Here is a 23,803-nt window from a genome sequence, read left to right as displayed (position 1 = left end):
ATCAGGACATCAGGACGACGGGGACGGCCCGGGCGCCGCGGACTTGGCGCCCGGGCCGCCGCCCTTGGCGGGGGAGTCCTTCGCCGAGGCGGGGACCTTCTGGTCGTTGCGCAGGGCCTCCCACAGCTGGGAGGCCCGCTCCTGTGCGACCACGACCCGGTTCGGGTCCACCTTGTCGTAGGCCACCGGCAGCATGATGGTCTCCATGGTGGCCGGGTCCACGCCCTGCATGCTCCGCGCGAAGTCGGACAGCGCGGTGAGCGAGGCCAGGTCGGAGTCGGTGGTCAGCGACTTGGTGCCGGCGTCGGCGAGCTTGTAGAGCCGCGCCGGATTCCCCAGGGCGTCCTGCTTCTTGATCTCGGACAGCATCGCGAGCATGAACTGCTGCTGGAGGCCTATGCGCCCGAGGTCGCTGCCGTCGCCGTAGCCGTAGCGGGTGCGTACGAACTTCAGCGAGTCGGTGCCGTTCAGCCGGTGTGTCCCCGCGTCCAGCTTGAGGCCGCCCTTCGCGCCGGTCATCGGCTTGTCGAGGGTGACGGTGACCCCGCCGAGGGCGTCGACGAGGCCCTTGAAGCCGGCGAAGTCCACCTCGACGAAGTGGTCCACGCGGATCCCGGACAGCTGCTCCACCGTCTTGACCACGCAGGCCGGACCGGCCAGCGAGTAGACGGAGTTGAACATGACCCGGCCCGCCTCGGGGACGGTCCTGCCGTCCTCGTCCTTGCACTCGGGCCGGGTGATCAGGGTGTCGCGCGGGATGCTCACCGCGGTGGCCCTGGCCCGGGCGGCGCCAGGACGGGGTATGTGCACCAGCATCGCGGTGTCGGAGCGGGCCCCGCTGACGTCGCCGTGGTCGAGGTCGCCGTTGGCCCCCGCCCGGGAGTCGGAGCCGAGGACCAGGACGTTCTGCGCGTTCCCGGCCACCTTCGGCGGCCGGTTGTCCGTGCCGATGGCCTGGTCCAGGTCCACGCTGTCGATGTTCCCGCTGAGGTGGCCGTAGACCCACCAGCCGGACCCCGCCGCGCCGAGGACCACCACGGCCGCCGTCCAGGCGAGCCCCCGCCGGATCCGGGAGGCGCGCGAACGAGGAGGCCGCGCGGTGGCGGTGGAGTCTGAAGTCATGCCCGGGAACCGGTCCTTCCGAACGGGTGGCGGGAGATCCGGTGGGGATCTCGGGGGGATCTCGCGGGCTACAACATAGACGCAGGGGGCCGCCCGGGAGCCCCGGGGTATCCTGATTCTGTTCGAACGGCGAAGCGGAAGGGTTGCTGCGGTTTCATGGCGACGCGATCCCGGCGCGGTTCGAACAGATCCCCCGAGCAGCCCTCCGGAGCCGTCGGGGCCACCGCGCCCGACCGGAACACCGCGGCGCTGGGCCCCCTGACCGGCCGTTGGCTCCTCGCCGGCAAGGACGGCCGGCTCACCGCCTACGCGCGCGCCGAGGGCGGTCTGCTCCGCTGGACCGAGAGCGCCCCCGGCGGCCCCGGCTGGAGCGGCCCCGACCTCCTCCCCGCCGACGGGCTCACCGACCTCGTGGTGGGCCAGGGCCCGGACGGGTACGTCCACTTCGCGGGCCGGCGCCGCACCGGGACCGGGGACGCCGAGACGGTCACCTACCACCACGCGGTGCAGTACCAGAGCGGCCGCCCGATGGGGCCCTGGGAATCCCTCGGCTCCCTCTACCAGCGGCCCGGGATGTCGCACCGCGGCGGCCCGCCCGCCCTGGCGGTGGACGCCCAGGGCGCGCCCCACCTCTTCGTCCGCAACGCGGGTCGCGGAGTCCACGTCAGGCGTCAGGACAGCAAGGGCGGCTGGCAGGCCTGGGAGGACCTGCGGGGCAGCAAGGCCTTCGAGGGCCTCGGCGCCGACTCGGCCGCCGACGGCCGGGTCTGGCTGGCCGCACCCGGCGAGAAGGGGCTCTCCCGCTGGACCCAGGGCACCCCCGGCGGCCCGATGGAGCGGGCCCAGGACGTCCCGTACCTCGCCCAGGACGGCTCGGTGCGCACGCTGGAGACGGCACCGGGCCGCGTCACCCACTTCTGGCACGCGGCCGACGGGAGCGGGGTGTTCGCCTGCCGGGAGGGCGCCGGGGTGCTGGCCCTCGGCGGCGGACCGGCGGTCGGCGCGGTCGCGGCCGTCCGCGCGCTGGTCGACGGCTACGACTGCACGGTGCTGGCACACCGGGGCGTGAACGGGCGCACCGCGCTCGCCGCGTACCCCACGGAACACGAGGCGGCGGGGCTCTGGTGGACCGAGATCGGCGAGGAGGGACCGGGCTCCCCGGCGCTCGCCGTCGACGCCCGGGGCCTGGTCGTCATCGCCTGTGTCAGCGCCCGCGGTGAACTGCTGGTCAGCCGGCAGAAGGACAACTCCGGCCTGTCACTGGGCCGCTGGCAGCGCCTCTGACGGCTCGGCTCGCCGCCGCCCCTGCGGCGGGATCCTCGTCAGCTTGTGCCGGTCCACCGCCAGTGCCGATATCCGCCGCAGGAAGTCCACCGACCGTTCCGCGGTGTCCGGGGTGATCCAGGCGTCGTCGATGTCGCACAGCTCCACCCGCACGGGCGAGCCGCCCAGCACGATGGGCAGGGTGTAGGCGATGGTGGACGCGAAGGTCAGCAGGGACTGGCCGATGGGCTCGGTGAGCGCGGTCAGTTCGAGGGGCAGCTCGGGCTGGACGATCTCCATGCCGGTGAGCGCGGCGATCCGCTCCAGCTTGGTCCCGCTCTCCCTGCGGTGCGCGAAGTAGCGGCCGGCCGCCCGGTGGCGGGCGATCCAGCCGACCGCGTCGATGTACCGGTCCTCGTCGACGACCCCGGTCTCCACCAGGGAGCTGCCCGCCAGATCGGCCCCGGACCGCACCCGCACCGGGCCGAACGTGGCCCGGCTCCAGGCGTAGTCGTTGGGCCGCACCTCGGTGCCGGGCGGGGCGGCGACCGGCATGCAGGTGAAGAAGACGGCGCGCTCCAGCTCCTCCCGGGCCAGCCAGCGGTTGACCGGGCCGCCCTTGGCGGAGGGCTTGAGCTCGCCCTGGTGCCAGCGGGTCAGCTGCCCGCCGTAGGTCAGCAGGCTGACCAGTTCGGTGGTGGCGGTGCCGTCGTCCACGACGACCACCTCGCGGGCCTTGGAGCGGGGCAGCAGCAGCTGGATCGTGCGGGAGAACAGGTCGCCGATCACCAGGCGCCGGGCGGCCGCGACCGCGCGGCCGAGGCGGACCAGCTCCCCGGCCCGCCCCAGATAGCCCGCGCGGACCTCGTAGCGCCGCCAGACCACCTTGGACTGGGAGGCGAACCGGCACAGCCGGCGGACCTGCGCGCGCGAGCGCGGGTCCACCGGCTGGAGGACGGCGATGGTGAGGGACGCTGCCTCGCCCGGGTGGACGTACGCCCACTCCAGCACGTTCAGTAGTTGAGCCGGGCTCTCCACCAGGGCGAGGGTGTCGCTCATGCCGTGGCCGTCACGCCCTCGGCGGGGAGGGTGCCCTGGACCCGGCGGAGCTTCTTCATCGGGCCGAGTTCGGAGGCGTAGACGCGCTTGACGCCGTCGCCGAGGGCGGTCTCGATGGTGCGGATGTCGCGGACCAGGCGGGCCAGACCCCCCGGTTCGACGGAGGCGGCCTGGTCGGAGCCCCACATGGCGCGGTCCAGGGTGATGTGCCGCTCCACGGCGCACGCGCCGAGGGCGACGGCGGCCACCGTGGTCTGGAGGCCGGTCTCGTGGCCGGAGTAGCCGATCGGGACGTTCGGGTACTCCTCCTGGAGCGTGTTGATGACGCGCAGGTTGAGCTCCTCGGCCTTGGCCGGGTACGTCGAGGTGGCGTGCAGCAGGACGACGTTCGCGCTGCCCAGCACCTCCACGGCGTGCCGGATCTGCTGCGGGGTGGACATGCCGGTCGACAGGATGACCGTCTTGCCGGTGGCGCGCAGGGCGAGCAGCAGCTCGTCGTCGGTCAGGGAGGCGGAGGCCACCTTGTGGGCCGGGACGTCGAACTTCTCCAGGAAGGTCACGGCCTCGGTGTCCCACGGGGACGCGAACCAGTCGATGCCGCGCTCGGCGCAGTGCTCGCCGATGGCCCGGTACTCGTCCTCGCCGAACTCCACGCGGTGGCGGTAGTCGATGTACGTCATCCGGCCCCAGGGGGTGTCCCGCTCGATGTCCCACTGGTCGCGCGGGGTGCATATCTCGGGGGTGCGCTTCTGGAACTTGACGGCGTCACAGCCTGCGTCGGCGGCCGCGTCGATCAGCGCGAGGGCGTTGGCGATCTCACCGTTGTGGTTGATCCCGATCTCGCCGATCACATAGGTGGGGCGGCCGGGGCCGACCTCCTTGTTCCCGATACGGCGGATTCGGCTGCTGTGCACCACTGTTCAGAGTTCCTTTCCGGGGTACTGCGAGGGGTCCTGCGAGGGGTCCTGCGACGACGGGGCCGCCGGGGTCTGCTGGGGGTCGAGGAGGGGGGCCAGGGCCCGGGCCCGGCCGAGGTCGCCGGGCTCGTCGATCTCGATGGCCCGCTCGGGCGCGGTGGGGACGAGCTGGGTCCGGCCGAAGAAGCGGTGCCCGTGCCGGCGGAAGCCGTCGGCGCGCATCGCGTAGACGGCGCCCGACTCCAGGTACTCGGGGGTGCGGTCCTGGCGGCGCAGGCGTACGGAGCTGTCGTGGTTGACCCCGTGCGCGTGGTGGCCGGCCTCCGCCCCGGCGGGCCCGGTGCCCCAGAGGAAGCCGTGGAAGGGCACGGCGGTGAAGGCCGAGTCGGCGCCGTCGCGGACCACGGCCAGCACGGTCTCCTCGACCTCCTCCGGGGTGGTGAAGGGGCTGGTGCACTGTACGAAGACGAGTACGTCCACGGGCTCGGAGTGACGTTCCTCCAGCACGTCCAGCGCGTGCAGCAGCGCGGACTCGCTGGACGCCCGGTCGGAGCCCAGCTCCGCCGGGCGGTCGACGACCTCCGCGCCGGCCCCGCGGGCGGCGCGGGCGATCGCAGCGTCGTCGGTGGAGACCACGACCCGGGTCACGTGGGCGGCGCCCCGGCAGGCGAGGACCGCGCGGGCGACGAGCGGGACCCCGCCGACCTCGGCGGTGTTCTTGCCGGGGATGCCCTTGGAGCCGCCCCGGGCGGGTATGACGGCGGTGACGTTCACGAGGCTTCCCCCTGGGGTGCCGGGACGACGGGGGCGGTCACACGCCGCCCCACTGCTGGATCTTCGGGGCCACGCGCTGGACCCCGAACTGGTAGGCGACCTTCAGCACGCGGCGTGAGGTGCGCCGCATGGGGCCGCTCGGGCGGCGGGCGGCGGCGGCCGCGCCGGGGGAGCCGTCCGGGTTCAGCCCCCGCCGGCGCAGCAGCGTACCCACGTATTCGGGCGCGCTGTCGGCCGTGTAGTACGGGGATATCGGCGGCAGCGCGGCGCCGCGCAACTGCTCGATCCGGTGGCGCAGTTCCCCGTACGGATCCACCGCGCGGATTCCCTGGTCGGCCGTCCAGGATTCGTCCGCGAGCGGGGCGTCGCCCTCGTCTATCGCGGACCAGTCGGTGACGCAGCCGGAACCGGTGAAATAGTGGTTTCCGTGGACTTCCCGGACTCCGAGATCGCTGAGGATCGCGGTCGGCATTCCCCGGTGCATCGATTCGAGCGCGGCCGTGGAACTGACCGTCACCAGCAGGTCGGTGCGGTCGAGGGTGTCCGACATGTTTCCGTAGACGAAATGCAGATTGGGCGGCAGCGGTTCTTCCAGCTGTTCCGCGAGCACCTGGTAATGGAAGGCCTCCACATGAGTGGTCGCCTCACCGGGCTTGCTGCGGAGTTTGATCAGCACGTCGCGTCCCGGGCGCAGCCGCGCGTGGGATATCGCGCGGCGCAGCATGTAAAGGCGGCCGTTCCGGTCGGCGGGCACCGACGGCTGGACGGCGAAACACACCGTATAGGGGTGGGTGGCGTACGTGCGGCTCGGGTCGTAAGGCCTTTGGTCGAGGAACGGGAGCGCCGTCTGGACTATGCAGGAAACGGGAATTCCGAGTGGCTCGTACACCTCGGTGAAACGGCGCCGGTCGAAAGGACTGTTGGCGAGCACGATGTCGGCGCCGGCCCGCAGCAGGAGCCCGTCGGCCATCTTCTCGTACACGACGCCCACGTATCCCGTCATCAGGACCGGCCGCCGCGCCGCCCCGGCGAACCGGTGGGCGAGCGCGTGCAGGGCCGCGTGGGTGGCGCCGCCGACCGTGCCCAGGATGATCAGATCCGCTCCGTCGAGTTCCGGCGCCGCCGCGAAACCGGCGAGCGTGGCCTCGGTGATCGAGGCGGGGGTGATGCCGACCTCCGCCAGCTGGCGCGCCGTCGGGGTGCTGCGGCCGCGCAGCATGTGGGCGTGCACCTCGCTGCCGGGTGCCAGGCCCACCGCCAGCCCCGCGCCCCATTTCCAGCGGGTGTCGGAGTCTGCGAGCACGTGGATGCGCACTTGGTGATTCCCGGTCGGTCGGCGGAGCCCAACTGCCGTCGGCGTACCCGCGGCCGGCGCGGGCGAGGGGCGGGACTGCCGCCGGGCCCCATAGACCCTACATGCTCAGCCGAGTCCCAGGTGTCACGAAAAGGCTTCGACGGCCCAGGGAGTTGTACGTCACACCCGGAGCATCCGGGTGCCTCTCCGGGCGCTTCTATCATGATGTCCGGTCCGTCCGCGGGCCTTCGGCGGACGTGTGTGGGCAATGGGGAGAAGGTGAGTGCTTCCGGTGGTGACCCTTTCGGTAATCGTCGCGATGTGTGACGTCCGGGAGTTCTGTCGGACGGCGCTCAAGTCCTTGGCGCTCAATGCCCGGGAGGACTTCGAGTTCATCGTCGTCGACGACTGCTCCGTCGACGGCACGTCAGAGATCCTGCGGGAGATGGTTCCGGGTATTCCCGGCGCCGTCCTGATCCGCAATGAGCGGAACCTGGGGATATCGGCCACCCGCAACATCGGCCTCGCCGCCGCCCGCGGCCGCTTCTTCACCTTTCTCGACGGCGACGACTGGTACGCCCCCGGATATCTCGCGCAACTGGTCGGCTGGATGAGCCAGTCGGGCGTGGATTTCCTGCGCACCGGCCACGTCCGCGTGTACGGGAGAAAAAGGAAGATCGTCATGGCGCCGCTCGCGCCGAGGGCCCTCCCGCTGGAGCCAGCCGACTACATCGGCCCGGTCGACGCCTCCACCTTCATGGACTACCCGCAGTCCTGGGCGGGCATCTATCACCGGGAGCGGCTGCGGGCGGCCGACGCGCTGTTCTTCGACGAGAGCCTGCGCACCGCCGAGGACCGCCCCTGGTTCTACAAGCTGCACCTGCGGATGCGGTCCTTCGGAGTGGTCGACCTCCACGGCGTCTTCTACCGCCGCGACGTGTCCACTTCCCTCACCAAGGTCCCCGACGAACGGCAGCTGGACTTCCTCCCGGCCTTCCGGATGATTTTCGACGAGCTCTCCCACCACCCGCGCGGATATGAACTGTCGTTCAAGGCCATGCGAACCCTGTGCGCGCTCATCGTCATTCATCTGGGCCGCGAGGAACAGTACGAGGAACTCACCCGGGACCTGCTGCGCGAACGCGGCGCGCAGATCCTCTTCGACCTCCCCCAGGACATCCTCGAAGGAACCCTGGCGGGAATGGACTCCGCACGCGTGACCAAGCTCAGGGAACTCATGTCGCAGCACCAGGGCGCCGCCGCCCGATGACCCGGATATTCGCCGCCTCCACCCTCTACGGCGCCATGACGGTGGCCGCCGCCATCGACGCCGGGCAGCTCGGCCGGGACGACCGCGAGCGCGTCCTGCTCGTCTGCAACAACGTGGACATCCCCGAAGTCGCCACCCCGCTGCACCACATGCCGGGCGCCGCCGCCGTCCTCGCGCGCTTCCACCGGGTCGTCTACTGGAACGACCTCATCTACCCCTTCCACCCGGCGCTGTGGGCCCCCCGCGACGAGGACGCCCCCCTGTGGCGCACCGTCATGGGGGAGAAGATGGCCATCCGGCCCGGCCCCCTGGAACTCGTCGTCGAGTCGATCCAGGTCAAGCCCGCCCAGACCCTCTGCAAGATCTTCTCCGACGCCACCCTCACCGTGTACGCCGACGGGGTCATGAGCTACGGCCCCACCCGCAACGACCTGCCCCGCCCCATCCACGGCCGGATCGCCCAGGTCCTCTACCTCGACCTCGTCCCCACCCTGCTGCCCATGCTCCTCACCGAGCACGGGACCCCCTCACAGCCCGTGCACACCGGCGCCGTCCTCAAGCTGATGGCGGAGCTCACCGAGGAGTGCCGCCCGGTCCTCGACCGGGTGATCCCGCGGCAGCTCGCCGAGCGGGGCCCGCAGACCGCACTCCTCCTCGGCCAGTACCTCTCCCCGCTCGGCATCCTCACCGAAGAGGAGGAAGAGGACCTGCACCGGCGCATGTTCGAGCACGCGGTACGGCTCGGCCACACCTCCGTCGTCTTCAAACCGCACCCCAGCGCCCCTTCCAGCCTCTCCGACGCCCTCGCCGGGGCCGCCCGCGAGGCCGGCGTCCCCTTCCTCGTGCTGGACGTCCCGGTCCTCGCCGAGACCGTCTTCGAGTACCTGCGGCCCGGCCGGGTGATCGGGTGCTTCTCCACCGGCCTGTTCACCGCCCGGGCCCTGTACGGGATCCCCGTCGCCCAGATCGGCGCGCTGGAGGTCGTCCGGCGCATGCGGCCGTACGCGAACAGCAACCGGATACCCGCCACCCTCACCCACGCCCTGGTCCCCGACCTGGAGGATCCGACGGCCGCCCCGGCGGACCGGATCCTGGACGCCGAACACATCCGGACCGAGGTCACCCCGTACGTCCAGGCCGTCGGCTACTGCATGCAGCCCAAGCGGTTCGACTTCCTGCGCCCGGTGGCCGAGGCGTACATCGCCGCGGCCGTCGACCAGTGGGAGGCCCGCCCCGAGCTGTCCATGCACTTCAACGAGCGCACCCGCACCCGCCTGGAACTGCCCGGCCCGCGCACCTGGAAGTGGCGGCGCGGCCTGGGCTGGACCCTGCGCGGCACCGGGGAGCGCCGCGAGCCGGACGAGGTGCCCGTCACCGACGTCTCGATGAGCGGCTTCGCCTCGCTCGTCGAGGCCAAGGACGACCGGGGCGTCCTGGAGGTCGGCGCACGACTGCTCGCCGAACAGGAGAACCTCGACCTGCTCATCGGCATGGCCCAGGCCCACATCCGCCGCAAGGAGACCGACCGGGCCAGGCTCCTGATCGAGCGGGCAGCCGAGATCTCCGCCGAGAGCGGGCGCGCCATGGTGTGGCTGCGGATCGCGGAGACGGCCGCCAAGCTGGGCAAGCGCGGCGACGACCTGCGGCTGCGGGCGGGGCAGCGGGCGCTCAGCATCAACCCGGACTCGCCGGCTGCTCAGCGCCTGGTCAAGACCGGCCGGCTCGGCCGCAGGTAGGCGTACGCGGAAGGGCCCGTCCGCACGGGGTGCGGACGGGCCCTCCTCGGTACTGCCCTCGGTGTTACGCCGGGACGCTGGCGACACCCGGGGCGAGGAACTTCTTGCCGTTCACCCGCTCCGAGACGCCCTCACGGTCCAGGTACGGGGTGATGCCGCCCAGGTGGAAGGGCCAGCCCGCACCGGTGATGAGGCAGAGGTCGATGTCCTGGGCCTCGGCCACGACACCCTCCTCCAGCATCAGGCCGATCTCCTGCGCCACGGCGTCCAGGACGCGGTCGCGGACCTGCTCCTCGGTCAGGACGGAGTCGCCCTGCACCAGGAGGGCGGCGACCTCGGGGTCCAGCTCCGGCTTGAAGCCGTTCTCGGCGGAGTAGACGTAGAAGCCGCGCTTGCCGGCCTCGACCACGCGCTTGAGGTTCGGCGAAACGGTGAAGCGCTCCGGGAAGGAACGGTTCAGCGTCTCGGAGACGTGCAGGCCGATCGCCGGGCCGACGAGCTCCAGCAGCACCAGCGGGGACATCGGCAGGCCGAGCGGCTCGATGGCCTTCTCCGCCGTGACCACCGGGGTGCCCTCGTCGATGACGTTCTGGATCTCGCCCATGAAGCGGGTCAGGATGCGGTTCACGACGAACGCCGGGGCGTCCTTCGTCAGGACCGCGGTCTTCTTCAGCTTCTTGGCGACGCCGAAGGCCGTGGCCAGCGAGGCGTCGTCCGTCTTCTCACCGCGGACGATCTCCAGCAGCGGGAGGATCGCGACCGGGTTGAAGAAGTGGAAGCCGACCACGCGCTCCGGGTGCTGGAGCTTCGAGGCCATCTCCGACACCGACAGCGAGGAGGTGTTGGTGGCGAGGATCGCGTGCGCCGGGGCGACCGCCTCGACCTCCGCGAACACCTTCTGCTTGACGGACATCTCCTCGAACACGGCCTCGATGATGAAGTCCGCGTCCGCGAAGCCCTCGGCCTTGTCCAGGACACCGGTCACCAGGGCGGTCAGGCGGTTGGCCTTGTCCTGGTTGATGCGGCCCTTGCCGAGGAGCTTCTGGATCTCGGCGTGGACGTAGCCCACACCCTTGTCCACGCGCTCCTGGTCGATGTCGGTGAGGACCACCGGCACCTCCAGGCGGCGCAGGAACAGCAGCGCCAGCTGCGAGGCCATCAGGCCCGCGCCGACGACGCCGACCTTGGTGACCGGACGGGCCAGGGACTTGTCCGGGGCACCGGCCGGGCGCTTGCCGCGCTTCTGGACCAGGTTGAAGGCGTAGATGCCCGAGCGCAGCTCGCCGCCCATGATGAGGTCGGCCAGGGCCTTGTCCTCGGCGTCGAAGCCGGCCTGGAGGTCGCCGTCCTTGGCCGCGGCGATGATCTCCAGGGCGCGGTAGGCGGCCGGAGCGGCGCCGTGCACCTTGGAGTCCGCGATGGCGCGGCCCTTGGCGACGGCCGCGTCCCAGGCCTCGCCGCGGTCGACCTCGGCGCGTACGACCTCGGTCGTGCCGTTCAGGACGTTCGCGGTCCACAGGAGCGACTGCTCCAGGAAGTCCGCGCCCTCGAAGATCGCGTCGGCGATGCCGAGCTCGAAGACCTGCTTGCCCTTGAGCTGGCGGTTCTGGTTGAGCGAGTTCTCGATGATGACCGAGACCGCGCGCTCAGCGCCGATCAGGTTCGGGAGGATGGCGCAGCCGCCCCAGCCCGGAACCAGGCCGAGGAAGACCTCGGGCAGCGAGAAGGCCGGGATGGCCTTCGAGACGGTGCGGTAGGAGCAGTGCAGACCCACCTCGACACCGCCGCCCATCGCCGCGCCGTTGTAGTACGCGAAGGTGGGGACGGCCAGCGTGGAGAGGCGCTTGAAGACGTCGTGGCCGCCCTTGCCGATGGCGAGCGCCTCGTCGTGCTTCTTCAGCAGCTCGACGCCCTTGAGGTCGGCGCCGACCGCGAAGATGAACGGCTTGCCGGTGATGCCCGCGCCGACGATGGAGCCGGCGGTGGCCTCCTGCTCGACCTGGTCGATCGCCGCGTTCAGGTTGGCCAGCGACTGCGGGCCGAAGGTGGTCGGCTTGGTGTGGTCGAAGCCGTTGTCCAGCGTGATGAGCGCGAAGCGCCCGGCGCCGAACGGCAGGTCCAGGTGGCGGACGTGCGCGGACGTGACGACCTCGTCCGGGAACAGCTCGGCCGCGCCCTTCAGGAGCTCAGCGGTGGTGCTCACTTGGAGTCTCCCTCGGCGTTGAAGTGCGGGTTCTCCCAGATGACCGTGGCGCCCATGCCGAAGCCGACGCACATGGTGGTCAGGCCGTAGCGGACGTGCGGCTGCTCCTCGAACTGGCGGGCCAGCTGCGTCATCAGGCGCACGCCGGAGGAGGCGAGCGGGTGACCGAAGGCGATGGCGCCGCCGTACTGGTTGACGCGGGCGTCGTCGTCGGCGATGCCGTAGTGCTCCAGGAACGCGAGGACCTGGACCGCGAAGGCCTCGTTGACCTCGAAGAGACCGATGTCCTCGATCGTCAGGCCGGCCTGGGCCAGGGCCTTCTCGGTCGCCGGGATCGGGCCGTAGCCCATGACCTCCGGCTCGACACCCGCGAAGGAGTACGAGACGAGGCGCATCTTGACCGGGAGGTTGTTCTCCCGGGCGAAGTCCTCGGACGCGATGATCGCGGCGGTGGCACCGTCGTTGAGACCGGCGGCGTTGCCCGCGGTGACCCGGCCGTGCGTACGGAACGGGGTCTTCAGGCCGGCCAGGTTCTCCAGCGTGGTGCCCGGGCGCATCGGCTCGTCGGTGGTGACCAGGCCCCAGCCCGTCTCGCCCGCGGCCTCGTTGGTGTTGCGCACCGAGATCGGGACCAGGTCCTGCTGGATCTTGCCGTCGGCGTACGCCTTGGCGGCCTTCTCCTGCGAGCGCACGGCGTACTGGTCGGCGCGGAGCTTGGTGATCGTCGGGTACCGGTCGTGCAGGTTCTCGGCGGTCATGCCCATGAACAGGGCGGACTCGTCGACCAGCTTCTCGGAGACGAAGCGCGGGTTCGGGTCCACGCCCTCGCCCATGGGGTGGCGGCCCATGTGCTCGACACCGCCGGCGAGGGCGACGTCGTACGCACCGAAGGCCACACCGCCCGCGACGGCGGTCACGGCGGTCAGCGCGCCGGCGCACATGCGGTCGATGGAGTAGCCCGGGACGGACTGCGGGAGGCCCGCGAGGATGCCGGCCGTGCGGCCCAGCGTCAGGCCCTGGTCGCCGATCTGCGTGGTCGCGGCGATGGCGACCTCGTCGATCTTCTTGGGGTCCAGGTCCGGGTTGCGGCGCAGCAGCTCCCGGATCGCCTTCACGACGAGGTCGTCGGCGCGGGTCTCGTGGTAGATGCCCTTCGGGCCCGCCTTGCCGAACGGGGTGCGGACGCCGTCGACGAAGACGACGTCCCTGACGGTACGAGGCACGTTGGCTCTCCTCCAGGTACGGGATGGCGCTGCTGCGCGGGGGCGGCCCGGCCGGTATGGCTGAGCGCCCGCTCACCCGGCCCATGCTACTTGCGGGTAACCAATGTGCACACCCCCTCCCCGAGGAGCGGCGAAGGTCACACTCGGGGCGGCGCCGCGCGGCCCTCCACCGTGCGCCCCGGCGTGCGCCTGGCCGACCGGAGGGGTTGGGCGCCACGATGGGGTCGTTTTCGGCCGTCCGTCCGGCCCTGCTCAGGACCGGGCGCCCCGGCGGCCCCGATCCTTGGCTCCGCCCGGCGGCGCTCGCCTCCGGGCTTCCCCTCCCACGCAAGCGGAGTCCCGCATGGCGCAGATCAGGCAGACCGACCACGCCGTCCAGCACGAGTCGACCGTTCCCGCCAACTACGGCCAGCCCGTGGACCTCTTCGTCCGCGAGTACGACCCGTATCCGGAGGACACCCCGCCCGCGGACCGCCGCGCCGTCCTGATGCTGCACGGCAGGACCGTCCCGGTCCTGGCGGTGTACGACATCGGTCTTGGCGACTACAGCTGGGCCAGGACCCTGGCCCAGGCCGGCTACGACGTGTTCATGATGGACCTCCAGGGGATGGGGCTCTCGCCCCGCCCGGAGATGGACAGCGCGTACAACGGCAACCCGGCCCAGCACGACCGCGTCCTGTACCCCAACCTGCCCCTGACCTCCGACGGCCCCCCTACGTACCCCTATCAGCTGGGCAACTCGCAGAGCGACTGGGACGAGGTCCACGCGGTCGTCGAGTACATCAAGGACCTCCACGGCGTGCAGCAGGTGGACCTGATCGGCAACTCCGCCGCCGCGTTCGCGCTGGGCCCCTACACCATCCAGCACAAGGAGAACGTCCGCAGCCTGATGTTCCAGGCGCCCGCTTTCACACCCAACGGCCGCGACAGCGCCCCCGGGACCGAGTTCGGCGCTCCGGAAGCGCTGCCGCTGAGCACCCCGCCGTACCCGATGGCCCTCGGCAACAAGGCGGGGTTCGAGACGGCCTGGGACAACGAGACCAGCCCCACCTGCCCGGCCCAGCGGGCGCCGGGCATCAAGGACACGGTCTGGGAAGCGATCATGGCGAGCGACCCCGTGGGCCGCGAGTGGGGCACGCCGCTGCCGGGCGGCGGGACGGAAGGGATCAACCGCCAGCGCCAGACCTTCTGGTGGGGCTGGAACAAGAAGACCGCGCCCCTGCACGGCACGCTCGGCGGCCCGGTCCCCGTCTTCATCGTGTACGGGGATCTGGACAGGACCGTCACCACCGGGGTCGCGTCCGTCACGGAGCTGTACAAGGCCATCCCGGGTGAGAACAAGCTGATGTTCAAAGTGTCCTGCGCCAGCCACCAGATGGTGTGGGAGGGGCGGCGCACGACGCTGCAGACCATGTCGAAGCAGTGGCTCAAGCACGGCAAGGTGTTCGGGAAGGACAAGGGCAGCTTCCACCTGGACGACAACGACGACGTCACGCCGCTTCCCGTGCCGTAGGCCCGTGCAGGGCGGACCGCACGGGCGTGGCCGGCCCACGCGAAAGCCCCCGGCCGGGGGCCGGGGGCTTTCGCCGGGTCGGGGTCAGGCGGTCGCGGCCAAGGCCCTGACCAGGGCCGGGGTCACCTGCTCGATCTGCCAGGGGCGGGCGCCGTGGCCGGCCAGGGCCTGTTCCACCGTGTCCGCGTCGAGCCGCTTGGGGGGCTCCCAGCACAGCCGGCGCACGGTGTCCGGGGTGATCAGGTTCTCCTGCGGCAGGTTCAGCCGCTCGGCCAGCGCCGAGACGGCCGTCCGGGCCGCCGACAGCCGGGCCGCGGCGGCCGGGTCCTTGTCCGCCCAGGAACGCGGCGGGGGCGGACCGGACGGGGACGCCCCGGGCTGCGGCAGCTCGTTCTCGGGCAGGGCCTTCGCCCGGTCCACGGCGGCCATCCACTGGTCCAGCTGGCGCCGGCCCATGCGCTGCCCGTAGCCGGGCAGGGACGACAGGGCGTGCACGTTCGCGGGGAGGGCGAGGGCCGCCTCCACGATCGCGGCGTCGCCCAGCACCTTGCCGGGGGAGACGTCGCGGCGCTGCGCGATCCGGTCGCGGGACTCCCACAGCTCCCGGACGACCGCCATCTGCCGGCGGCGGCGCACCTTGTGCATGCCGGAGGTGCGGCGCCACGGGTCCTTGCGGGGCGGGGCGGGCGGGGCCGAGGCGATGGCGTCGAACTCCTGGCGGGCCCACTCCAGCTTGCCCTGCCGGTCCAGTTCCTTCTCCAGCGCGTCCCGCAGGTCCACCAGCAGCTCCACGTCGAGAGCGGCGTAGCGCAGCCAGGGCTCGGGGAGCGGGCGGGTGGACCAGTCGACGGCGGAGTGTCCCTTCTCCAGCGCGTAGCCGAGCACGCTCTCGACCATCGCGCCGAGTCCGACCCGGGGGAAGCCCGCCAGGCGGCCGGCCAGCTCGGTGTCGAAGAGCGAGGTGGGCACCATGCCTATTTCACGCAGGCACGGCAGGTCCTGGGTGGCGGCGTGCAGGATCCATTCGGTACCGGAGAGCGCCTCGCCCAGCGCGGACAGGTCCGGGCAGCCCACCGGGTCGACGAGCGCGGAGCCCGCGCCCTCGCGGCGCAGCTGCACGAGGTAGGCGCGCTGGCCGTACCGGTAGCCGGAGGCGCGCTCGGCGTCGACGGCCACGGGCCCGGTACCGGCGGCGAAGGCCGCGACGACCCGGGCGAGGGCGTCGGCGTCGGCGACGACCGGCGGAATGCCCTCACGGGGCTCCAGCAAGGGAATCGGCGTCGGCTGCCCATCGGACGGAACCTCGGCGTCCGGGGGGCCGCCCCCGGTGGTGGTGCGCAGGTGTGCTGCGGTCTCTTGGGCGTCGGTCACCGGTAAAGGGTATCCGTGTATGTGACGCGCCCGTCGCCGGAACGTTCCGTCGACGGGCGCGAAGGGGAGAAAGGCGGCCGGTTCCCGGGGTCTCCCGGCGGTTCGCCCGGGAGCCTCGGGACGGATCAGTGGATGATCCCCGTCCGCAGCGCGACGGCGACCATCCCGGCCCGGTCGCCGGTGCCCAGCTTGCGGGCGATGCGGGCGAGGTGGGACTTGACGGTCAGGGCGGACAGGCCCATCGAGACGCCGATGGCCTTGTTGGACTGGCCCTCCGCGACGAGGCGCAGGACCTCGACCTCGCGGCCGGAGAGCTCTCGGTAGCCGCCCGGGTGGCTCGGGGCACCCGGGGGGCGGCGGTGCATACGGGCGGCGGCGGCGCCGATGGGGGCGGCGCCGGGCCGGGTGGGGAGCCCGATGTTGGTCCGCGTACCCGTGACGACGTAGCCCTTCACCCCGCCCGCGAGGGCGTTGCGCACGGCTCCGATGTCATCGGCGGCGGACAGGGCCAGGCCGTTCGGCCATCCCGCGGCGCGGGTCTCGGAGAGCAGGGTGAGACCGGAGCCGTCGGGCAGGTGTACGTCGGCCACGCAGATGTCGCGCGGGCTGCCGACGCGGGGGCGGGCCTCCGCGATGGACGACGCCTCGATCACGTCACGGACTCCGAGGGCCCACAGATGGCGGGTCACCGTGGAACGGACGCGCGGGTCGGCCACGACGACCATGGCCGTCGGCTTGTTCGGGCGGTAGGCGACCAGGCTTGCGGGCTGCTCGAGAAGAACGGACACCTAGGCCTCCTGGGGGAGTGGCGGGACGGGCCGGCTCGGGGAAGGAAGCCGGTTCGCACCGTGCGGATGGTCACTGACTCCTTCGGCACGTCACCCACCCGGCTTTAGGGAATGATCACGATTTGGTGAGTAACAATTCGGGCAATTCGGACGCACGATCGATCAAGGGATGATCAGAAGGCCGCCCGGCGCGGGTCGTTCTGACGCACCGTTATGACAACGAGCGGTCGTCACGGTGCGCACGGGCGGGGCCGTACGGGGCCGTACGGCCCCCTCGGGCCGCCCGGCTACGGGTGGTGCGGACCGCGCCGCTGTGGCAGGGACACCACGCCCGTGGCGTTGTCCGTGGGCCCCACCGGCGGCAGCCCCGCGATCTGGCACAGGAGCTCGCACCAGGCCGCCAGGTGCGCGGTCGTGTCCGGCACCCCGCCCACCCCCTCGCGCGGCGTCCACGAGGCCCTGATCTCGATCTGGGTCGCCGGACGCCGCTCCGCGAGCCCGCCGAAGTAGTGCGAGGCCGCCATCGTCACGGTGCCGCTCGCCTCCCCGTACGCCAGCCCGCGCGCCTCCAGCGCCCCCGTCAGCCAGGACCAGCACACCTCCGCCAGCAGCGGGTCCGCCGCCATCTCCGGCTCCAGCTCCGCCCGTACCAGCGTCACCAGCCGGAAGGTGCCCTGCCAGGCGTCGTGCCCGGCCGGATCGTGGAGCAGGATCAGCCGGCCGTCGGCGAGGTCGTCCTCCCCGTCCACGACGGCCGCCTCCAGCGCGTACGCGTACGGAGCCAGCCGCTGGGGCGGTTTCGTCGGCTCGATCTCGATCCCGGGCCGCAGCCGCGCCTTGCGCAAGCCGTCGACCGCCCGCCGGAACGGGAGCGGGACCGAACTCTCCTTCGCGCTGTCCGTACCCTCGGCGCCATCTGAAAATCGTCCCTGAGCCGCAGCCATGCCGGGAAGACTAGGCGGAACGAGCGGCCGTACGGCGCAGGGACACCCGCGCCGGGCCGGGCACTTCTTCATACGTGCGAAGATTCGGGTCGTGAGCGCCAACGACCGCCCCCAGGGCCCGCCGAGCCAGACGTACGATTCCGCCTTCCTGAAGGCGTGCCGGCGGGAGCCGGTACCGCACACGCCGGTGTGGTTCATGAGGCAGGCAGGCCGCTCACTCCCCGAGTACCGCAAGGTGCGCGAGGGCACGGCCATGCTGGAGTCCTGCATGCGCCCCGACCTGGTCACCGAGATCACCATGCAGCCCGTCCGGCGCCACGACGTGGACGCGGCGATCTTCTTCTCCGACATCGTGGTCCCGCTGAAGGCCATCGGCGTCGACCTGGACATCAAGCCGGGCATCGGCCCGGTCGTCGCCCAGCCGATCCGCCGCCGCGAGGACCTCGCACAGCTGCGCGATCTCACCCCGGAGGACGTCCCGTACGTCACCGAGGCGATCGGCATGCTCACGGGTGAACTGGGCGGCACGCCGTTGATCGGCTTCGCCGGCGCGCCCTTCACCCTCGCGAGCTACCTCGTCGAGGGCGGCCCGTCCAAGAACCACGAGCACACCAAGGCCCTGATGTACGGGGACCCGGAGCTGTGGGCCGAGCTGCTCGACCGCCTCGCGGAGATCACCTCCGCCTTCCTGAAGGTCCAGATCGAGGCCGGCGCCTCCGCGGTCCAGCTCTTCGACTCCTGGGTCGGCGCCCTGGCTCCGGCGGACTACCGCCGCTCGGTCATGCCGGCCTCCGCGAAGGTCCTGGAGTCCGTCGCCTCGTACGGCGTCCCGCGCATCCACTTCGGCGTGGGCACGGGTGAGCTGCTCGGCCTGATGGGCGAGGCGGGCGCGGACGTCATGGGCGTCGACTACCGGGTCTCCCTGGACGAGGCCGTCCGCCGCGTCGGCCCCGGCAAGGCCCTCCAGGGCAACCTGGACCCCGCCGTCCTCTTCTCCACCCCGGAGGCCGTCCAGGCCAAGACGGACGAGGTCCTGGCGGCCGCGGCCGGCCTGGAGGGCCACGTCTTCAACCTCGGCCACGGCGTCCTGCCGACGACCGACCCGGACGCGCTGACCCGCCTGGTGGACTACGTCCACACGCGGACGCAGCGCTGACCCCGCGGGGCGGGGCGGTGCCTGCAGCGCTGCTCCCCGCCCCGCCCTTTCTCCGTTTCCCGGGGCTCCGCCCCGGACCCCGGTACCGTGCGCTCCGCGCCCGGTGCGCTCGAACGCCGCGCGGGCTGGAAGTTGCCGCGCAGCGGCAAATCCAGCCCCGCCGGCGTTTGAGGCGCGGGGGTCTGGGGCCCCAGGAGGGGTCCGGGCCTCAGCCCGGGGAACGGGCGAAGGGCGGGTAGGGGACAGCCCCGCAGGGCTCAGACGCCCGCCGAGCGGACAGCGGTCACTGCCTTGCGGGCGGCGACCAGCACCGGGTCCCACACGGGGGAGAACGGCGGGGCGTAGCCCAGGTCCAGGGAGACCACCTGCTCCACCGTCATCCCCGCCGTCAGCGCGACCGCCGCGATGTCCACCCGCTTCGCGGAGCCGGCGCCGCCGACGATCTGCACGCCGAGCAGCCGGCCCGTGCGGCGCTCCGCCAGCATCTTGACCGTCATCTCCCGGGCGCCCGGGTAGTAGCCCGCCGTGTTCGTCGAGCGGATGGCGGCCGTCACGAACCGCAGACCCGCCTCCAGGGCGTCCTTCTCCCGCAGCCCCGTACGGGCGATCTCCAGGTCGCAGACCTTGCTGACCGCCGTCCCGACGACCCCTGGGAAGGTGGCGTAGCCGCCGCCCGCGTTCGAGCCGATCACCTGTCCGTGCTTGTTGGCGTGGGTGCCCAGCGGGATGTGCCGCGTCCGGCCCGCCACCAGGTCCAGGACCTCCACGCAGTCACCGCCGGCCCAGATGTCCTCGTGGCCGCGGACCCGCATCGACAGGTCCGTCAGCAGGCCCCCCGACTCGCCGAGCGGCAGCCCGGCGGCACGGGCGAGCGCCGTACGGGGCTCCACGCCGATGCCGAGCACGACCACGTCCGCCGGGTACTCGCGCCCGTCCGCGGTGGCCACCGCGCGGGCCCGGCCCTCCTCGTCGGTGAGGATCTTCGCCACGTCCGCCCCGGCGACCGTCACGATGCCCATGGCGTTCATCGCGGCGTGCACCAGACCGCCCATGTCCGGGTCCAGGGTGGACATGGGCTGCGGGCCCCGGTGCAGGACGGTGACCTCGAACCCCCGGTTCACCAGGGCCTCGGCCATCTCCACGCCGATGTAGCCGGCGCCGGCCACGACCGCCCGGCGGCCCGGCGTACGCTCCAGGTCGTCCATCAGGCGCTGGCCGTCGTCCAGGGACTGGACCCCGTGCACCCCGTGCGCGCCGATCCCCGGCAGCTTCGGCCGGACCGGGCGGGCGCCGGTCGCCAGGACCAGCTTGTCGTAGCCCGTCCAGGACTCGGCACCGCTGTCCAGGTCCCGGGAGCGCACCCGGCGGCCCGCCACGTCGAGCTCCACGACCTCCGTGCGCGTGCGCAGGTCGATGCCCCGGGCGCGGTGCTCCTCGGGGGTACGGGCGATCAGCTCGTCCCGCCCGCCGACCTGCCCGCCGACCCAGTACGGGATCCCGCACGCGGAGTACGAGGTGAAGTGCCCGCGCTCGAACGCGACGATCTCCAGCTCCGCCGGGCCCTTCAGCCGCCGCGCCTGCGACGCGGCGGACATCCCCGCCGCGTCGCCGCCGACCACCACCAGTCGTTCCACTGCCATCGTCCGCCCCGCCTCCGTGCCGCAGCCTGCGCCTTCGGGGACACGGTACGGGCGGACGCGCCGTCAGTCCTGGAGATCCGCTCCAGGGGCGTCGGACCGCTCCGGGGCGGTCGCCCGCGCGGGCGCGGGGACGGGGGCGGGCGCCGGGGCGGTCGCCTGCCGGGGCACCGGGGTGCGGGTGAGGCCCGTCCTCGGCTTCGCCGGGCGGAACCTGCGGTAGGCCTTGAACCCGAGGAGCAGCAGGGCGGCGGCGATCCCGAACGGCAGCACCGCCGAGACCGCGAGGGCCAGGTAGCGCACCAGCGTGACGAACACGCCCCAGCCGGCGCCCAGCGCATCGCCCAGGCCCGGTGCCTCCTCCTTCTTCCGCTCCGCCGCGGCCGCCGGCGGCTCCGAGACCGAGACCGTGATCGTGCCCATCGCCGTCTGGTCCTTCAGCGCGTTCTGCTGGGCCAGCAGCGACTCCAGGTCGGACTGACGCCGGCTCAGCTCGCCCTCCAGCATCACCACGTCGCTCAGCGCCGAGGCCTTCTCCATCATCTCCCGCACCCGGGCCACGCTGGCCTGCTGCGACTTCACCCGGCTGTCCACGTCGGCGACCTTCTCGGTCACGTCCTGCGCCTCGACCTTCCGGCTCAGCAGCTTCCCGCTGCCCTCCAGCGCGCCGATCACCGGGTCGAACCGCTCGCCGGGCACCCGCAGCGTCAGCGTCGAGGTCATCCGGCCGTCCCGGCCGCGCTCGGTGGACTCGTTGCCGACGTACCCGCCCGCGCCCTCGGCCGCCGTACGGGCCGCGGCGAGGGCCTTCTGCGGCTCGGCCGTCTCGATGCCCAGCGTCCCCGTACGGATGACGTGCGGGCGCACCGGCGCCTGCGGCCCGGCCTTGGAATCCGGGGCGGCCGCCGAGGGCGCGGCCGCCCCGGCCCCCGGCTTGCCCTGGGCGGCCGCGCCCTCGCGGGGCCCGGCGACCGCCGCCCGGTCCGAGGAGGGCCTCGCGCCGCCGTCGGCCCCGCAGCCCGTGAGCGCGAGGGCCCCCGCGAGCGAGAGCCCGGCCAGCGCCACGGCGCCGCGGTGTCTGTGGAGCGTGTGCATCGTCTGTACCCCCGGGGGATCGGCTGGTGTCCCCGTTTCGACGCCCGCGGGCCCCCGCCGGGTTTCGCCCGCCAGGTCCCGAGCCGGTCCCGATGTGGTCACGTTCAGGCCGCGGCCGTCTGAGACGATGTGTCCATGCACGAAGCGGACACACGTACGGACCGGCCGGGCCCCCCGCGGCACGTCGTCGTCATCGGCGGCGGCATCTCCGGCCTCGCGGCCGCCCACCGGCTGCTCGCCGACGGCGTGCGCGTCACCCTCCTGGAGGCCGGGCCGCGCCTCGGCGGCAAGCTGTACGCCGGAGAGCTCGCGGGCGCCCCCGTCGACCTCGGCGCCGAATCCGTGCTCGCCCGCCGCCCCGAGGCCCTGGAGCTGGCCCGGGCGGTGGGCCTCGGCGACGCCCTCCAGCCCCCGGCGACCGCCACCGCCCGGCTCTGGACCCGCGGCGCCCTGCGCGACATGCCCAAGGGGCACGTCATGGGCGTCCCCGGCGACACCGCCCCGCTCGCCGCCTCCGGCGTCCTGTCCGCCGAGGGCCTCGCCCGTATCGCCGCCGACACCGGACTCCCGCCCACCGAGGTCGGCGAGGACGTCGCCGTCGGCGAGTACGTGGCCGCCCGCATGGGCCGCGAGGTCGTCGACCGGCTGGTCGAACCGCTGCTCGGCGGGGTCTACGCGGGCGACGCGTACCGCATCTCGATGCGCGCCGCCGTCCCCGCCCTGTACGAGGCCGTACGCACCCACCCCACGCTCACCGAGAGCGTCCGCTCCCTCCAGAGCGGCGCCGCGGCCCGCGCGGCCGCCGAGCGGACCACCGTCACCGGCGCGGCCGCCACCGGCTCCTTCTTCGCCGGGATCGCCGGGGGCATCGGCCGGCTCCCGCTCGCCGTCGCCGACGCCTGCCGGGCCGCCGGGGCGCGGATCCTGACCGGCACCCCCGTGCGCGGGATCGCCCGTACGCCCGCGGGCTGGCGGATCACCGCCGGCGGCGAGGTCCTCGACGCCGACGCCGTGGTCCTCGCCACCCCCGCCGGACCCGCCGCCGACCTGCTCGCCGGCGTCGCCCCGGCGGCGGCCGCCGGGCTGCGCGAGGTCGAGTACGCCTCCATGGCCCTGGTCACCATGGCCTTCCGCCGCTCCGACCTGCCCGCCGCGATCGCCGACGGCGGTGCCAGCGGCTTCCTCGTACCGCCCGTGGACGGCCGCACGATCAAGGCGTCCACCTTCTCCAGCAACAAGTGGTCATGGGCCGGCGCCGACCCCGAGCTCTTCCTGCTGCGCACCTCCATCGGCCGCCACGGCGACGAGGGCGACCTCAAGCGCGAGGACTCCGAGCTGGTCGACGTCTCCCTCGGCGACCTCGGTGAGGCCGTCGGGCTGGCCGCCCGGCCGGTGGCCGCCACCGTCACCCGCTGGGACGGCGGGCTGCCCCAGTACCCGGTCGGCCACCTCGCCCGGGCCGGGCGGATCCGGGCCGCCGTGGCCGCACTGCCGGGCCTCGCGGTCTGCGGAGCCCTCTACGACGGGGTCGGCATCCCGGCCTGCATCGCGAGCGCCGGGAAGGCGGCCGACGCGGTGATCGCCGCTTTGGCCACCCCTGGGACAGACCACTGATCAGCACACGGGACAATGGACACATGACTGCACCAGAGAAGATTCCCAACGCGGGGAAGAAGGCGAAGGACCTCAACGAGGTCATCCGCTACACCCTGTGGTCCGTCTTCAAGCTGAAGGACGTCCTGCCCGAGGACCGCACCGGTTTCGCCGACGAGGTCCAGGAGCTGTTCGACCAGCTGGCCGCCAAGGACATCACGGTCCGCGGCACCTACGACGTCTCCGGCCTGCGCGCCGACGCGGACATCATGATCTGGTGGCACGCCGAGACCGCGGACGAGCTGCAGACCGCCTACAACCTGTTCCGCCGCACCAAGCTGGGCCGCGCGCTGGAGCCGGTGTGGTCGAACATGGCCCTGCACCGCCCGGCCGAGTTCAACAAGTCGCACATCCCGGCCTTCCTGGCCGACGAGGTCGCCCGCGACTACGTCAGCGTCTACCCCTTCGTGCGCAGCTACGACTGGTACCTGCTGCCCGACGAGGACCGCCGCCGCATGCTCGCCGACCACGGCAAGATGGCCCGCGGCTACCCCGACGTGCGCGCCAACACCGTCGCCTCCTTCTCGCTGGGCGACTACGAGTGGCTGCTGGCCTTCGAGGCCGACGAGCTCTACCGCATCGTCGACCTCATGCGCCACCTGCGCGCCTCCGAGGCCCGCATGCACGTCCGCGAGGAGGTGCCCTTCTACACCGGGCGCCGCAAGTCCGTCGCCGATCTGGTCGCCGGGCTCGCCTGATACCTCCCCTGGGGGGAAGGACCGGAGGAACACCCGTGACACAAGGGTGGCCTCCGGGGATCGGGAGGCCCTGCCCCCGAAACGACG

19 protein-coding genes are annotated in these 23,803 nt (G+C 72.6%); 7 read left to right on the top strand and 12 right to left on the bottom strand.

The window, feature by feature from the left end:
* Window positions 1–9: 9 nt before the first annotated feature.
* Window positions 10–1,122: an LCP family protein gene (locus ACZ518_RS21195; RefSeq protein WP_469114542.1), complete on the bottom strand. Its 1,113-nt coding sequence runs from the start codon at window positions 1,120–1,122 to the stop codon at window positions 10–12.
* Window positions 1,123–1,278: 156 nt separating this feature from the next.
* On the opposite strand from ACZ518_RS21195, the gene ACZ518_RS21190 reads away from it, so the two are divergent.
* Complete coding sequence (locus ACZ518_RS21190; RefSeq protein WP_469114541.1) at window positions 1,279–2,406, top strand: PLL family lectin; 1,128 nt, start codon at window positions 1,279–1,281, stop codon at window positions 2,404–2,406.
* Here ACZ518_RS21190 and ACZ518_RS21185 read toward each other — a convergent pair.
* From ACZ518_RS21185 to ACZ518_RS21170, 4 genes are read right to left on the bottom strand one after another with little or no spacing between them, the layout of a single operon-like run.
* On the bottom strand, window positions 2,380–3,444 hold the full coding sequence (locus tag ACZ518_RS21185) for a hypothetical protein (protein WP_469114540.1): 1,065 nt from the start codon (window positions 3,442–3,444) through the stop codon (window positions 2,380–2,382). The two genes, ACZ518_RS21190 and ACZ518_RS21185, sit on opposite strands and share 27 nt — an antisense overlap.
* Window positions 3,441–4,358 carry an N-acetylneuraminate synthase family protein gene (locus tag ACZ518_RS21180; RefSeq protein WP_469114539.1) on the bottom strand — a complete coding sequence of 306 codons (918 nt, stop codon included), beginning with the start codon at window positions 4,356–4,358 and terminating at the stop codon, window positions 3,441–3,443. Before ACZ518_RS21180 ends, ACZ518_RS21185 begins: the two co-directional genes overlap by 4 nt.
* Window positions 4,359–4,364: 6 nt before the next feature.
* Window positions 4,365–5,135: an acylneuraminate cytidylyltransferase family protein gene (locus tag ACZ518_RS21175; protein ID WP_469114538.1), complete on the bottom strand. Its 771-nt coding sequence runs from the start codon at window positions 5,133–5,135 to the stop codon at window positions 4,365–4,367.
* Between the two features lie 37 nt (window positions 5,136–5,172).
* Window positions 5,173–6,450, bottom strand: a complete 1,278-nt coding sequence (locus ACZ518_RS21170; protein WP_469114537.1) for a DUF6716 putative glycosyltransferase — start codon at window positions 6,448–6,450, stop codon at window positions 5,173–5,175.
* Between the two features lie 274 nt (window positions 6,451–6,724).
* On the opposite strand from ACZ518_RS21170, the gene ACZ518_RS21165 reads away from it, so the two are divergent.
* Together ACZ518_RS21165 and ACZ518_RS21160 are read left to right on the top strand one after the other, a co-directional pair.
* Window positions 6,725–7,699, top strand: a complete 975-nt coding sequence (locus ACZ518_RS21165; protein WP_469114536.1) for a glycosyltransferase family 2 protein — start codon at window positions 6,725–6,727, stop codon at window positions 7,697–7,699.
* A complete protein-coding gene (locus ACZ518_RS21160; RefSeq protein WP_469114535.1) occupies window positions 7,696–9,435 on the top strand; it encodes a polysialyltransferase family glycosyltransferase in 1,740 nt (579 codons plus the stop codon). The genes ACZ518_RS21165 and ACZ518_RS21160 overlap by 4 nt, the downstream gene beginning before the upstream one ends.
* A gap of 64 nt (window positions 9,436–9,499) precedes the next feature.
* Here ACZ518_RS21160 and ACZ518_RS21155 read toward each other — a convergent pair whose 3' ends face one another.
* Together ACZ518_RS21155 and ACZ518_RS21150 are read right to left on the bottom strand one after the other, a co-directional pair.
* Window positions 9,500–11,638, bottom strand: coding sequence for a 3-hydroxyacyl-CoA dehydrogenase NAD-binding domain-containing protein (locus ACZ518_RS21155; protein WP_469114534.1), 2,139 nt, complete (start codon window positions 11,636–11,638; stop codon window positions 9,500–9,502).
* On the bottom strand, window positions 11,635–12,861 hold the full coding sequence (locus ACZ518_RS21150; protein ID WP_469114533.1) for a thiolase family protein: 1,227 nt from the start codon (window positions 12,859–12,861) through the stop codon (window positions 11,635–11,637). The genes ACZ518_RS21155 and ACZ518_RS21150 overlap by 4 nt, the downstream gene beginning before the upstream one ends.
* Window positions 12,862–13,204: 343 nt before the next feature.
* On the opposite strand from ACZ518_RS21150, the gene ACZ518_RS21145 reads away from it, so the two are divergent.
* Window positions 13,205–14,374, top strand: coding sequence for an alpha/beta hydrolase (locus tag ACZ518_RS21145; protein WP_469114532.1), 1,170 nt, complete (start codon window positions 13,205–13,207; stop codon window positions 14,372–14,374).
* 84 nt (window positions 14,375–14,458) lie between these two features.
* Here ACZ518_RS21145 and ACZ518_RS21140 read toward each other — a convergent pair whose 3' ends face one another.
* From ACZ518_RS21140 to ACZ518_RS21130, 3 genes are all read right to left on the bottom strand, one after another.
* Window positions 14,459–15,745: an HRDC domain-containing protein gene (locus tag ACZ518_RS21140; protein ID WP_469114531.1), complete on the bottom strand. Its 1,287-nt coding sequence runs from the start codon at window positions 15,743–15,745 to the stop codon at window positions 14,459–14,461.
* A gap of 125 nt (window positions 15,746–15,870) precedes the next feature.
* The gene (locus tag ACZ518_RS21135; protein WP_007267191.1) at window positions 15,871–16,533 is read right to left on the bottom strand and encodes a helix-turn-helix transcriptional regulator; all 663 of its coding nucleotides are present in this window, start codon (window positions 16,531–16,533) and stop codon (window positions 15,871–15,873) included.
* Window positions 16,534–16,820: 287 nt separating this feature from the next.
* Complete coding sequence (locus ACZ518_RS21130; RefSeq protein ID WP_469114530.1) at window positions 16,821–17,477, bottom strand: DUF3000 domain-containing protein; 657 nt, start codon at window positions 17,475–17,477, stop codon at window positions 16,821–16,823.
* Window positions 17,478–17,568: 91 nt separating this feature from the next.
* On the opposite strand from ACZ518_RS21130, the gene hemE reads away from it, so the two are divergent.
* Window positions 17,569–18,633 (top strand): uroporphyrinogen decarboxylase, encoded by a 1,065-nt coding sequence (hemE, locus tag ACZ518_RS21125; RefSeq protein WP_469114529.1) that lies wholly within the window; start codon window positions 17,569–17,571, stop codon window positions 18,631–18,633.
* A 257-nt stretch (window positions 18,634–18,890) separates the two neighbouring features.
* Here the strand turns inward: hemE and ACZ518_RS21120 are convergent, their stop codons facing one another.
* Together ACZ518_RS21120 and ACZ518_RS21115 are read right to left on the bottom strand one after the other, a co-directional pair.
* Window positions 18,891–20,273, bottom strand: coding sequence for an FAD-dependent oxidoreductase (locus ACZ518_RS21120; RefSeq protein ID WP_469114528.1), 1,383 nt, complete (start codon window positions 20,271–20,273; stop codon window positions 18,891–18,893).
* A gap of 63 nt (window positions 20,274–20,336) precedes the next feature.
* A complete protein-coding gene (locus ACZ518_RS21115; protein WP_469114527.1) occupies window positions 20,337–21,365 on the bottom strand; it encodes a DUF4349 domain-containing protein in 1,029 nt (342 codons plus the stop codon).
* 135 nt (window positions 21,366–21,500) lie between these two features.
* Between ACZ518_RS21115 and hemG the strand changes: the two genes are divergently transcribed.
* Both hemG and hemQ read left to right on the top strand, forming a co-directional pair.
* Window positions 21,501–22,979: a protoporphyrinogen oxidase gene (gene hemG / locus ACZ518_RS21110; RefSeq protein ID WP_469114526.1), complete on the top strand. Its 1,479-nt coding sequence runs from the start codon at window positions 21,501–21,503 to the stop codon at window positions 22,977–22,979.
* A gap of 23 nt (window positions 22,980–23,002) precedes the next feature.
* On the top strand, window positions 23,003–23,716 hold the full coding sequence (gene hemQ / locus ACZ518_RS21105; RefSeq protein ID WP_042802045.1) for a hydrogen peroxide-dependent heme synthase: 714 nt from the start codon (window positions 23,003–23,005) through the stop codon (window positions 23,714–23,716).
* Window positions 23,717–23,803 lie beyond the last annotated feature (87 nt).

The organism is Streptomyces sp. NPDC033966, from assembly GCF_055575955.1.
Note: the sequence above shows the minus strand (reverse complement) of the source record. Positions and strands in the feature narration are given on the sequence as shown.